This window comes from Ruegeria sp. A3M17 (genome assembly GCF_003318255.1).
Taxonomy (GTDB): domain Bacteria; phylum Pseudomonadota; class Alphaproteobacteria; order Rhodobacterales; family Rhodobacteraceae; genus Ruegeria.
In genome coordinates this window covers 38,032-50,437 of record NZ_QOCF01000008.1, presented here as the reverse complement: position 1 = coordinate 50,437, position 12,406 = coordinate 38,032, and the positions used below count along the sequence as shown (strand labels likewise).

At 59.0% G+C, this 12,406-nt stretch carries 14 protein-coding genes; 12 read left to right on the top strand and 2 right to left on the bottom strand.

The annotated features are described in order from the left end of the window. Positions 1-3 precede the first annotated feature (3 nt). The 4 genes from DS906_RS05155 to DS906_RS05140 are packed head-to-tail and all read left to right on the top strand — an operon-like array spanning position 4 to position 2,312. Positions 4-732, top strand: a complete 729-nt coding sequence (locus DS906_RS05155; protein WP_113789149.1) for a ComF family protein — start codon at positions 4-6, stop codon at positions 730-732. A 37-nt stretch (positions 733-769) separates the two neighbouring features. Further along, the gene (gene grxC, locus DS906_RS05150) at positions 770-1,027 is read left to right on the top strand and encodes a glutaredoxin 3 (protein ID WP_108861637.1); all 258 of its coding nucleotides are present in this window, start codon (positions 770-772) and stop codon (positions 1,025-1,027) included. Then, complete coding sequence (locus tag DS906_RS05145; protein WP_113789148.1) at positions 1,027-1,857, top strand: carbon-nitrogen hydrolase family protein; 831 nt, start codon at positions 1,027-1,029, stop codon at positions 1,855-1,857. The genes grxC and DS906_RS05145 overlap by 1 nt, the downstream gene beginning before the upstream one ends. Positions 1,858-1,871: 14 nt before the next feature. Beyond that, the gene (locus DS906_RS05140; RefSeq protein ID WP_109311271.1) at positions 1,872-2,312 is read left to right on the top strand and encodes a MarR family winged helix-turn-helix transcriptional regulator; all 441 of its coding nucleotides are present in this window, start codon (positions 1,872-1,874) and stop codon (positions 2,310-2,312) included. Positions 2,313-2,354: 42 nt separating this feature from the next. Here DS906_RS05140 and DS906_RS05135 read toward each other — a convergent pair whose 3' ends face one another. Continuing rightward, complete coding sequence (locus DS906_RS05135) at positions 2,355-2,831, bottom strand: hypothetical protein (protein ID WP_147235179.1); 477 nt, start codon at positions 2,829-2,831, stop codon at positions 2,355-2,357. A 156-nt stretch (positions 2,832-2,987) separates the two neighbouring features. Beyond that, positions 2,988-3,734 (bottom strand): bifunctional 2-polyprenyl-6-hydroxyphenol methylase/3-demethylubiquinol 3-O-methyltransferase UbiG, encoded by a 747-nt coding sequence (ubiG, locus tag DS906_RS05130; RefSeq protein WP_113789146.1) that lies wholly within the window; start codon positions 3,732-3,734, stop codon positions 2,988-2,990. A gap of 48 nt (positions 3,735-3,782) precedes the next feature. Here ubiG and pip point away from each other — a divergent pair, with 48 nt between their 5' ends. From pip to infB, 8 genes are all read left to right on the top strand, one after another. Then, positions 3,783-4,760 carry a prolyl aminopeptidase gene (gene pip, locus DS906_RS05125; RefSeq protein WP_058272986.1) on the top strand — a complete coding sequence of 326 codons (978 nt, stop codon included), beginning with the start codon at positions 3,783-3,785 and terminating at the stop codon, positions 4,758-4,760. Further along, a complete protein-coding gene (locus DS906_RS05120) occupies positions 4,757-5,578 on the top strand; it encodes an ABC transporter substrate-binding protein (RefSeq protein WP_113789145.1) in 822 nt (273 codons plus the stop codon). Before pip ends, DS906_RS05120 begins: the two co-directional genes overlap by 4 nt. Positions 5,579-5,710: 132 nt before the next feature. Next, on the top strand, positions 5,711-6,589 hold the full coding sequence (locus DS906_RS05115; RefSeq protein ID WP_147235177.1) for a hypothetical protein: 879 nt from the start codon (positions 5,711-5,713) through the stop codon (positions 6,587-6,589). A 9-nt stretch (positions 6,590-6,598) separates the two neighbouring features. Beyond that, positions 6,599-6,769 (top strand): hypothetical protein, encoded by a 171-nt coding sequence (locus DS906_RS22130; protein WP_158541287.1) that lies wholly within the window; start codon positions 6,599-6,601, stop codon positions 6,767-6,769. A gap of 164 nt (positions 6,770-6,933) precedes the next feature. After that, positions 6,934-7,524: a ribosome maturation factor RimP gene (gene rimP / locus DS906_RS05110; RefSeq protein ID WP_058276577.1), complete on the top strand. Its 591-nt coding sequence runs from the start codon at positions 6,934-6,936 to the stop codon at positions 7,522-7,524. After that, positions 7,524-9,137 carry a transcription termination factor NusA gene (nusA, locus tag DS906_RS05105; RefSeq protein WP_113789143.1) on the top strand — a complete coding sequence of 538 codons (1,614 nt, stop codon included), beginning with the start codon at positions 7,524-7,526 and terminating at the stop codon, positions 9,135-9,137. The genes rimP and nusA overlap by 1 nt, the downstream gene beginning before the upstream one ends. A gap of 22 nt (positions 9,138-9,159) precedes the next feature. Next, positions 9,160-9,783 (top strand): RNA-binding protein, encoded by a 624-nt coding sequence (locus DS906_RS05100; RefSeq protein ID WP_113789142.1) that lies wholly within the window; start codon positions 9,160-9,162, stop codon positions 9,781-9,783. 8 nt (positions 9,784-9,791) lie between these two features. Continuing rightward, entirely contained in the window at positions 9,792-12,275 is a 2,484-nt protein-coding gene (gene infB / locus DS906_RS05095) for a translation initiation factor IF-2 (RefSeq protein WP_113789141.1), read from the top strand. Positions 12,276-12,406: the final 131 nt, after the last annotated feature.

Sequence of the window (12,406 nt, the reverse complement as noted above, 5' to 3'; positions counted from 1 at the left end):
CGCATGTGGCACCGGATTCAAACCGCCGTCGCGCTGATCTATCCGCCGCGCTGTCTGGGATGCGGGGACCTGACCGAATCGGATTTCGGGCTGTGTGGGCCCTGCTGGCGCGAGACGCCCTTTATCGGTGGAGTTGTTTGCGAAAGCTGCGGGGTGCCGTTGCCGGGGGTTTCAGGCGGTCACCGGATTGAGTGCGACGATTGCTTGGCGGCGCCGCGCCCGTGGCGGGATGGGCGTTCGGCCCTGTTGTACGATGGCAAAGCGCGGTCGCTGATACTGGCCTTGAAACACGGTGACAGGCCCGAACTGACCCGCCCCGCCGCACGCTGGCTGGCGCGGGCCGGGCAAGAGCTGTTCCGGGGAGGCATGCTGCTTGCACCGGTGCCTTTGCACTGGTCCCGATTGTTGAAACGGCGGTACAACCAGTCCGCTCTACTGGCGCAGCACCTTGGGAAAGAGGCTGGGCTTGAGGTGTGCCCGGACCTTTTGCTGCGCCACCGAAAGACACCGGTTCTGGACGGCAAAACAGCCGCCGAGAGGGCTGAAATCCTTGAACATGCGATCATCGCCCATCCAAAGCGGCAAGACCAATTGCAGGGCCGCGATATCTTGCTGGTGGATGATGTGATGACGTCCGGCGCAACACTGGCGGCTTGCGCGCGTGTCTGCCTTGCATCCGGAGCAAATCATATTTCCGTGTTGACCCTAGCGCGCGTTGCCAAGGATGCCTAATTCGCCCAAGATTATGCGAAACGCGAAGGTACGGAATATGAAACCGGTAGAAATCTACACCTCGCCGCTCTGCGGCTTTTGTCACGCGGCCAAACGCTTGCTGAAACAGAAAGGCGTCGAATTCAAGGAAGTCGACGTGCTGATGCACCCCAAGCGCAAGCCCGAGATGATCCAGCGCGCTGGTGGCAAAAGAACCGTGCCACAGATCTTTATTGGTGCGCAGCACGTGGGCGGCTGTGACGAACTGTATGAGCTGGAGCGTCAGGGCAAGCTGGATCGCCTGCTCGCAGCCTGATGAAGACCGCGCTGCTGCAAATCACCTCGTCGGACGATCCGGCCGAAAATCTGGACAGGGTGCGCGCCATGATGGCCGAGGCGGCGGCGCTAGGCGCGCGGTTCATCCTGACGCCCGAGGTGACGAACTGCGTGTCCACCAGCACCACGCGGCAGCGCGAAGTCCTGCAGCACGAAGAAGAGGACCAATCGCTGGCCGGCCTGCGGGATCAGGCCGCCGCGCTGGGTGTCTGGCTGCTGATCGGGTCTTTGGCAATCAAAACCCATGATGCGGACGGTCGGTTTGCCAACCGGTCCTTCATGATCGACCCGCAAGGGCAGGTCGTGGCGCGGTATGACAAGATCCATATGTTCGACGTGCAGGTCACCGAGACCGAAACCTTTCGCGAATCCAAAAATTACCGACCCGGCGACAAGGCTGTGATTGCCGAAACCGATTTTGGCAAGGTTGGCATGACCGTCTGCTATGACGTCCGGTTTCCAGCGCTTTACGCAGCATTGGCACAGGCGGGCGCACGTATCCTGACGGTTCCGGCGGCGTTTTCGCCGGTCACGGGTGCCGCGCATTGGGAATCGTTGCTGCGCGCCCGGGCGATTGAGACCGGCTGTTGGGTTCTGGCCCCCGCACAAACTGGCGAACACCCTAAGACCCGCGGCAAGACGCGCTATACCTATGGCCACAGCACGGTTGTCGCCCCTTGGGGCGAGGTCGTCATCGACGCAGGGACCGATCCGGGCATTCACATTTTCGATATGCATGATAGTTCTGTGTCTGAGGCGCGCCGTCGCGTGCCCTCGTTGACTCACGTCCGTCGCTTTGATGGACCCTGATCCAGAACCGGACCATGACTGACGAACACAATGCCCTTGCGGTCACGCTGTTCAGCGAAATCCTGACCGCCGACCAGCTGTTGCGTAATCGGCTTAGCCGGGTGCTGCCCAAGGGTATGGAGATTTCGCATTTCTCGGTGCTTAACCATCTGGTCTTTGTGGGGAACGAGCGTAGCCCGGCACAATTGGCCGATACGTTCCACGTCACGCGTGGCGCGATGACCAACACATTGGCTAAACTGGAATGGGCCGGGTACATCCACATCCGCCCCGACTGGGACGACGCCCGCCGCAAGATGGTCGCCATCAGCCCCGCCGGTCGCAGGGCGCGGGATCAGGCGATTTCCTCGATTGCCCCGCTGATCAACCGCGTGGTCGGAGAGCTGGGGCTGGAGCGCGTCCGCAGCACGCTGCCGGTGCTACGGGATTTGAGGTTGCAGTTGGAGGGGGAATAGGGGTCGGTGCTTAACGACGTCCCTATTAAATTTCGCCGTTCATCACTTTAAACAATTATTCGGTTTGCCCTTGGCTACAACTTCGGCCCAATTGGTGCCTAAAGTGGTTCTTGCATCAATTGCGTTTGCAGCTTCTAGATCGTTTTTCTTGAACATAACGGCAACAACGGCTGCATCTTGCGTACCGCCGATGATTGGTGTCGCAGTAGTGTGCCCGGAATAGGTTCCGGTGTTTCCATACGTGTTTAGAGTTCCGGTCGTGTTGTAGTTGGCCCCGACAATGCGAACATTATTCTCAGAGTCCATCGCCGCGATAAGATACTTGTCGTAACCCAAGCGAATGGTTTCGACCGCAGCCATTCTTGAAACCAGTTTTCTTGCGCCAGTCGAGCCGCAGGCTGGAGCGGCGCTAACATCAATTCGTACGATGTTTTGAGCGAGTCGAGTTGTCGTTGAAGAAGCGCATGCGCCTACAATGGTCACCACTGACAACGTGGCGATTAGATGGAGAAAGTTCATTGGTTGCCCTACTAAGAATCATCGCGAAATATCAACACGATGCAGAGCGTATAAATTGATGTTTGTCAATTTTGATTGCTTTTGACTCGAAAAGGCAATTCCTCTGAGCTTTGGTTAGGATGGGTTAAATCTCCACCCTAAGCCCAGTTTATGTGCTCACCCCGGTTTCACACTCGCCGTCACATAATTGACGCTCAAATCCCGGTCCGAGATCGACCAACTCCACAGGATTGGGTTGAATACAAACCCCTTGCGATCCACCGGCTCCAGCCCGGCCTGACGCAGCAGGTCGAACAGCTCATCGGGTGTGATGAACTTGTTCCACTCATGCGTGCCGCGGGGCAGCCAGCGCATGACGACCTCGGCCCCGAAAATGGCCATCGCGTAGGATTTCGGGTTACGGTTGATGGTGGAACAGATCAGCAATCCGCCCGGTTTCAGCAAGTCTTGCGATGCGGTCAGAAAGCCAAGGGGGTCGGCCACGTGCTCGACCACCTCCATGTTCAGCACCACGTCGAATTGTTCACCTGCAGCGGCCATGTCTTCGGCAGTGGTGTGGCGATAATCGATCTCCAACCCCGATTGTTCAGCATGAATACGTGCGACGGGCAGGTTGCCTTCGGCGGCATCGGCACCCACGACCTCGGCCCCCAGCCGCGCCATCGGTTCGCTGAGCAAGCCGCCGCCGCAGCCGATATCCAGCAAACGCAGGCCCTCGAACGGCTTTGGCGACTTCAAATCGCGATCGAATTCGCCCGCGATCTGCTGTGTGATATAATCCAGCCGACAGGGGTTGAGCATGTGCAGTGGTTTGAATTTTCCATGCGGGTCCCACCATTCCGCAGCCATCGCTTCGAATTTTGCGATCTCAGAAGGGTCAACCGTGTTCGGATGCGCTTGCATTCCTGTCTCCGTATGCTCTTTTACGCTTAAGGACTATATAGGGCCATAATGGACAAGTACCCGGACCAAAAGCGCGCAGTTCAATATCTGTACCCGCCGATCGATCCTTTCGATCAGCGTATGGTCGATGTGGGCGACGGGCACCGTATCTATATGGAACAATGCGGCAATCCCAACGGCATTCCGGTGGTGATTCTGCACGGCGGGCCGGGCGGCGGCTGCAGCCCCGCGATGCGGCGCTATTTTGACCCGGACGTCTACCGGGTGATTCTGTTCGATCAGCGTGGCTGTGGTCGGTCGCGGCCCCACGCGTCGGTCACGGACAACACCACTTGGCATCTGGTGGACGATATCGAACGTCTGCGAACCCTGCTGGATATCGACGACTGGATTGTCTTTGGCGGCAGCTGGGGGGCAACGCTTGCGCTGGTCTATGCGCAGTCCCACCCGGATCGGGTCAATCGCCTGGTGCTGCGCGGTGTGTTCCTTGCGACGCAGGCCGAGTTGGATTGGTTTTACGGCGGCGGCGCGGGCAAGTTCTGGCCGGAGCAATGGGCGAAGTTCACCGCTCTTCTGTCCGACAATGAGCTGAGTGACACCATAGGCGCATTTAACAAGCGCCTGTTCTCGGGTGATCGCGCGACCGAGATCCTGTATGCCCGGGCCTGGTCCAGTTGGGAAAATGCGCTGGCCTCAATCCATTCCCATGGCGCAACCGGGGAAAGCCCCGGCGAATACGCGCGCGCCTTTGCGCGGCTTGAGAATCACTATTTCATCAACCGCGCGTTCCTTGAGCGGGACGGGCAGATTCTGGACCAGATGGACAGAATCGCGCATATCCCCGGTCATATCGTGCAGGGGCGGTATGACATGATCTGCCCGCCTCAGGCCGCGTGGAACCTTGCCCAGCTATGGCCCAATGCCGAGCTGAAGATGGTGCGTCAGGCCGGGCATGCGCTGTCCGAACCCGGAATTAGCGCTGAATTGGTTCGCATCATGGACCGAGTGGCGGAGGGCGCATTATGACCCGTATCGACCGTCGTGCTCTGTTTGCGTCTGGTGCTGCTGCCGCCTTGTTGGCGGCGACGGGCGCTTCGCTGGCGGATACGCCCAAAGTGGGTGGTACGCTGCGCCTGGCCGTGCCGCGCGATGACAGTTTGGAGCAGGTCGCCCGCGGGGCTGTGTTCGACACCCTGACCGAGATTGCACCCGACGGCACCCTTCGCGGAGAGCTTGCGACCGGTTGGCAAACTGATTCCCAAGCCCGCATCTGGAGCTTTGATCTGCGCGAGAACGCTCGTTTTCACGATAGCGCAGTCCTTGATGTAAAGGATGTGATGGCTGTTCTGGGCGATGTCGGGCAGATCGAAGCCTTGTCAGATAACCGCGTGCGTCTGGAATTGGCTCAGGCCAACCCGGGTCTACCCTTCCTTTTGGCCGACAGCAGGTTCGTTATTACGCGCAACGGGCAAGGTGTCACGCCTTTGCAGGCCGCGAATGGCACCGGATGCTATCGTGTTGAACGGGCGGAAGATGATCGCCACTTCCTTGGGCGCCGTGTTTCCGGCCATTACAAGGATGGATCGGCCGGCTGGGCCGAAACCCTGGAGGTTATCGTCATCCCCGATGCACGTGTGCGTACCGAAGCGCTGCGGGAGGGCTTTGTGGATATCGCAGCGCTGCCGCAGGGCGAAGGGTTGAGCCCGCAACGCGGATTGCGCTTTTTCCCGAGCGAATCCGATATGGCGCTGGCCGTTGCCGGGCATGTCGGCATGCCCCGTCAGATCGGAACGGATCGTCCCCTGGATGATGGCCGAATTTCCGAGCGTTGGTGGTTGATTTAAACCCCAAAAACTCGTCTGACTTCTACTTTGTGCAAAAATTTGGTACTGTGTGCGCTGTATTAGCTTAATTGTTTCGAAAATGGGAGAATTCCCATGAGGGTTGAAGGTTTAAAGAATATATCAATATCCATTTTGTCCGTAGCATTGGCGGTTGTTGCGGTGTTTGCCCTGAAATCAGGTAAAGACGTTACCGTAAAAGTCAGCAAAAACGGGACGATAGAGTTGGATGCCCGCGAAGGGCAGTCGCTGACTCAGTTGCTGGATAAGGGTTTTGAGGCCGTAAAGGCGACCCCTGAAGATGATAGAGAGACGACGGCGCGGAAACTGTCCGATATGCGGGCTCTGACCCGCACGCTGAAATCGCACGGCTATTATGCGCTGAACGATTCGGAACTGGTTCACGAGATTAGAGGGCTGGAAAAGGAGGATCCGCTGTCGGCCGGGCTGCGCGACGTTCTGTATGATCTGGAAGGTCCGTTTTCGCTGCCCGGAACACTGCGTGGGGCGGATTCACGGATGTGGCAGGCGATCGCTGATCTGTACGAGGGCATAAAGTCCGAACCGCGTGGTGACAGTCAGCTATTTGCGACGCTTTACACCAATTTCATTCAGCAAGAGACCGTGTTCAGCCCCTTCAAGCACGAGGTAACGGCCGAGGGCGTGTTGTTGCATGACGCAAATGGCGACGAAAAACCGATGGTGTACACCTGCCCCGACAGTTTTTTGAAACCGGGGATCACCGTCCTGATCAAACCGACCGGCGGGTCATCCAATATCATGCGTCAGTTCACGGTGCGGCAAGATCCTGTTTTTCACGCCTGCGCCGCGCGGACACCGTTCGAGTTTTTGTCGGGTTCGGAGATGAAGCTGGGGCTGAACCGGGTGGCCTTTGATCAACTCTTCCCACCGCGGACGGCGAATGCCGAGCAGTTTCAGGGCAGGGGCACTCTTTCGGTGATTATCTACCCGCGCAACACGCAGCCTGCGCTTTTTGCATCTTCGGCGGAATAGGAGCTTTCCATGAAAAAACTTGCTGTTCTGGCTGCCACTATTGCACTTGTGACCGTCGCTCTGTCAGGCGTAGCACATGCTCAGGGACGTCAATGCCTGTTTGACGGCGAGGTCTACGAAGACGGGGATCGCGTTGGCCCCTACCTTTGTGAAAATGGTGAGTGGATTCTCTCAGACTGATATTGTGATTGACCATCCTGCCGCTTGGGCTTGCAATCTTGCAGTCGCTTGGCTATATGGCCGTTAACAGCGGCGTGTCGGGCTTCGGTCCGGGGCACCACCGGAAAAGATCGACGGGCCGCGCGCCCGTTTTTTTGTGCCCGACTGACAGGGTAGAGTACCAAATGACAAATGACCTGATAGCCAAAGCAGCCATCGACCGGCGACTGGCCGAGATCATCACCCCCGTGATCGAGGATCTGGGGTATGAACTTGTGCGTATTCGCCTGATGAGCGGCAAACAAACCACGCTGCAGATCATGGCTGACAAGCCTGATGGCGGTATTGAAGTGGATGATTGCGCCGAGATTTCGAACGCGGTCAGCGCCACGTTGGATGTCGAGGATCCGATCCTTGACGCCTATGCGCTGGAAGTGTCCAGCCCCGGCATCGACCGCCCCCTGACTCGTCTCAAGGATTTTGAGGCGTTCGAAGGGTATGAGGCCAAGATCGAAACCGCCGAACTGATCGACGGACGCCGCCGTTTCAAGGGTGAGCTGGCCGGAATCGAAGGCGACGAGGTTCTGATCAACCTCGCCGAGGGGGACGAGACGATCACCATCGGACTGCAATTCGACTGGCTGAGCGACGCCAAACTGGTCCTGACCGATGACCTGATCAAGGAAATGCTGCGCCAGCGCAAAGACGCCGGTGCCCTGAACGAAAACGCTTTCGACGAGATTGAGACCGAAGGGTCCGAAGAGGAGACGAACTGATGGCAATCACCTCAGCCAACCAGCTGGAGCTGCTGCAGACCGCCGAGGCCGTGGCCCGCGAAAAGATGATCGACCCCGGTCTGGTTGTCGAAGCGATGGAAGAATCGCTCGCCCGTGCTGCCAAGAGCCGTTACGGCGCCGAGATGGACATCCGCGTCAGCATCGATCGCAAGACCGGCAAAGCGACATTCACCCGCGTTCGTACCGTGGTCGAGGATGAAGAGCTGGAAAACTATCAGGCCGAGATGACCGTCGAGCAAGCCAAACAGTATATGGAAACGCCTTCGGTTGGCGACGTCTTCGTTGAAGAAGTGCCGCCAGTTGAAATGGGCCGTATCGCGGCACAATCCGCAAAGCAGGTGATCCTGCAGAAGGTTCGCGAAGCCGAGCGTGACCGTCAGTACGAAGATTTCAAGGATCGTGCTGGCACCATCATCAATGGCGCGGTCAAGCGCGAAGAGTTTGGCAATGTCATCGTCGATCTGGGCGGTGCCGAGGCCGTTCTGCGCCGCAACGACAAGATCGGTCGCGAAAGCTATCGTCCGAATGACCGTGTGCGTGCCTATATAAAGGAAGTGCGACGGGAAGTTCGTGGCCACCAGATCTTCCTGTCGCGTACCGCGCCGGAATTCATGGCCGAGCTGTTCAAGATGGAAGTGCCGGAAATCTACGACAACATTATCGAAGTTAAGGCCGTGGCCCGTGACCCCGGATCGCGCGCCAAGATCGCCGTGATTTCCTATGATGGTTCGATCGATCCCGTTGGTGCTTGCGTTGGTATGCGCGGCAGCCGCGTGCAGGCCGTTGTGAACGAGCTGCAGGGTGAAAAGATCGACATCATTCCGTGGAACGAAGATCAGCCAACCTTCCTGGTGAACGCGCTGCAGCCCGCCGAGGTTTCCAAGGTGGTTCTGGACGAAGAGGCCGGCAAGATCGAGGTTGTGGTTCCCGAAGAACAACTGTCGCTGGCCATTGGTCGCCGCGGTCAGAACGTGCGTCTGGCCAGCCAGCTGACCAATCTGGACATCGACATCATGACAGAGGCCGAAGAATCGGCGCGCCGTCAGAAAGAATTCGAAGCCCGCACCGGCCTGTTCATGGACAGCCTGGATCTGGACGAGTTCTTTGCCCAGTTGCTGGTGTCCGAAGGCTTCACCAACCTCGAAGAGGTGGCCTATGTCGAGATTGACGAACTGCTGGTGATCGACGGTGTTGATGAGGGCACCGCGCAAGAGCTGCAGACCCGTGCTCGTGAACACCTGGAAGCTCAGGCCAAGGCGGCGCTGGACAGTGCGCGCAGCCTGGGTGTTGAGGACAGCCTTATTGAATTCGAAGGCCTGACACCCCAGATGGTAGAGGCTCTGGCAAAGGACGGCGTGAAAACGCTTGAGGATTTTGCCACCTGCGCCGACTGGGAACTGGCGGGCGGCTGGACCACGGTCGATGGCGAGCGCATCAAAGATGACGGTGTGCTTGAGCCTTTTGGCCTGTCGCTGGAAGAGGCGCAAGATCTGGTCATGACCGCGCGCATCATGCTGGGTTGGGTTGATCCCGCCGAGCTGGAACAAGCCGAAGAAGATGGCGAATCAGTAGATGAGGAGGCCGAGGCCTGATCTCAGGCTTCGGGTGGCGCAAATGAGTCGCGGTGGCGTCCATAAGGATCGGTCTGACGGACCTGATCGCAAGTGCATCGCCACGGGCGAGGTTCAACCTAAATATGGGTTGATCCGCTTTGTGACGGGGCCGGATGGTCAGGTTTTTCCGGATGTCGCGGCGAAACTGCCGGGGCGCGGTGTCTATGTTGCGGCGGATCGCGGTGCGTTGGACAAGGCCGTGGGCAAAAAGCTGTTTGCACGCGGTTTCAAGGCGCAAGTCAGCGTGCCTAACGATCTTGCGGATGAAGTTGAGCGTCAGATTGCGCGCCGTGTGATCGAGTTGATGAGCCTTGCGCGCAAATCCGGTGACGCGATCGCCGGTTACGAAAAGGTCAAGACGTGGCTGGACCGGGAAGAGGCCCAGGTACTGATACAAGCCTCTGATGGATCGGGGCGCGGCAAGTCGAAACTGAGCACGCCGCACTTCGGAACATACATCGGCTGGTTGACGGCGGACGAGCTGGGACAGGCATTTGGGCGCCAAACCGTGATTCATGCGGCGCTCGCCTCTGGCGGACTCGCCAAACGTGTTGTAGAGGAAGCGCAGCGCCTGCGTGGCTTGCGCGAAACGGATGACGGCGGCAGGGGCCGCGCGGAAGGGTAAGAAGCTTTATGAGCGATAATGACGGCAAAAAGACATTGGGTCTTCGTGGCGGGGCACGCCCCGGAAATGTGAAACAAAGTTTCAGCCACGGACGTACCAAGAATGTCGTGGTGGAGACCAAACGCAAGCGCGTGGTGGTTCCCAAGCCGGGTGCCGGCAAGCCGGGTGGCGGAGCAACGCCCTCGGGTGATCCGTCGCGCCGCCCTGCCGGGATTTCCGATGCGGAGATGGCCCGCCGGATGAAGGCGCTGCAGGCCGCCAAAGCCCGCGAGGTCGAAGAGGCCGCGGCCCGCGAGGCAGCTGAAAAAGCGCGTGAAGAAGAACGCGCCCGTCGTCGTGCGGAGCAAGAGGCTAAGGAACGCGAACAGCGTGAGGCCGAAGAACGTGCACGTGCCAAGGCCGAAGAAGAAGATCGCAAGCGCAAAGAGGCTGAAATTGCGGCCCAACGCGCTGCTGCTCCGGCTGCACCGGCAGAGCCCAAGGCGGCTGCTCCGCGCAGCCCGGCCAACAAGCCTGCACCGGCTGCAACGCCGCGGAAAAACGATCGCGAGCGTGAACAGCGCGGCAATCGTGGCAAAGGCCGTGATGACAACCGCCGGTCCGGCAAGCTGACACTGGGTCAGGCCACGGGCGGCGAAGGTAATCGTCACCGTTCTATGGCGGCGATGAAGCGCAAGCAGGAGCGGGCGCGTCAGAAAGCAATGGGCGGCACGGTCGAGCGCGAAAAGGTAATCCGCGACGTACAGCTGCCCGAGGCGATCACGGTATCCGAGCTGGCAAACCGTATGGCCGAGCGTGTGGCAGATGTGGTCAAATCGCTCATGAACATGGGTATGATGGTCACGCAGAACCAGACCATTGATGCCGATACCGCCGAGCTGATCATCGAAGAATTCGGTCACAAAGTGACCCGTGTCTCTGATTCGGATGTCGAGGACGTCATCAAAGAGGTCGAAGACGACGACAAAGATCTGAAATCGCGCCCGCCGGTCATCACCATCATGGGTCACGTTGACCACGGCAAAACCTCGCTGCTGGATGCGATCCGCGATGCGCGGGTTGTGGCAGGCGAGGCGGGTGGCATCACTCAGCACATCGGTGCCTATCAGGTGACAACCGATAGCGGCACCACGCTGTCATTCCTGGATACGCCGGGTCACGCGGCCTTTACCTCGATGCGCTCGCGCGGTGCTCAGGTCACGGATATTGTGGTTCTGGTTGTTGCCGCCGATGACGCGGTGATGCCGCAGACGGTCGAAGCGATCAACCACGCGAAAGCGGCCGGAGTGCCGATGATCGTGGCGATCAACAAGGTCGACAAGCCGGGCGCGAACCCGGACAAGGTGCGCACCGATCTGCTGCAGCACGAAGTCATCGTCGAGAAAATGTCGGGTGAGGTTCAGGACGTCGAAGTTTCTGCCATCACCGGTCAGGGTCTGGGCGAGCTGTTGGAAGCCATCGCGCTGCAATCCGAGATTCTGGAGCTGAAAGCCAACCCGAATCGCGCCGCCCAGGGTGCCGTGATCGAGGCGCAGCTGGACGTGGGTCGCGGTCCCGTCGCCACTGTTCTGGTTCAGAACGGCACGCTGCGTCAGGGTGATATCTTCGTTGTGGGTGAGCAGTACGGTAAGGTTCGTGCGCTGATCAACGACAAGGGTGAACGCGTCAAGGAAGCTGGCCCCTCGGTTCCTGTCGAAGTTTTGGGCCTGAACGGCACGCCTGAAGCGGGCGACGTTCTGAACGTGACCGAGACCGAAGCACAGGCTCGCGAGATCGCGGAATACCGCGAACAGGCCGCCAAGGACAAACGTGCCGCCGCTGGCGCCGCAACGACCCTTGAGCAGCTGATGCAGAAGGCCAAGGAAGACGAGAACGTCAACGAACTGCCAATTCTGATGAAAGCAGACGTTCAGGGCTCGGCTGAGGCCATCGTTCAGGCGATGGAAAAGATCGGCAACGACGAGGTGCGCGTGCGCGTGCTGCACTCGGGCGTAGGTGCGATTACCGAAACCGATGTCGGCCTTGCCGAAGCATCCGGTGCGCCGATCCTGGGCTTCAACGTGCGTGCCAATGCGTCGGCGCGGAACACCGCGAACCAGAAGGGCGTGGAAATCCGCTACTATTCAGTGATCTACGACCTGGTCGATGACGTGAAAGCTGCCGCATCGGGCCTGCTGAGCGCCGAGATCCGCGAAAAGTTCATCGGCTACGCCGAGATCCGCGAAGTCTTCAAGGTTACTGGTGTCGGCAAGGTTGCTGGCTGTCTGGTCACCGAAGGCGTGGCGCGTCGTTCCGCAGGCGTCCGCCTGCTGCGCGACAACGTGGTGATCCACGAAGGCACGCTGAAGACGCTCAAGCGCTTCAAGGACGAAGTGGCCGAGGTTCAGTCGGGTCAGGAATGTGGTATGGCGTTCGAGAACTACGACGATATCCGTGCAGGCGACGTGATCGAAATCTTCGAGCGCGAAGAGGTCACCCGCACGCTGGATTGATCCGGTTTTGCAGAAAAACAAATAGCGGCGGCCCCATGGGTCGCCGTTTTTCATTGTAGCGGGCGCTTTTCTACAGCGCGAATGCGGCAAAAGGCAGTGTTGTTGGTCATGAAAAAGCATGAAATCCAGCA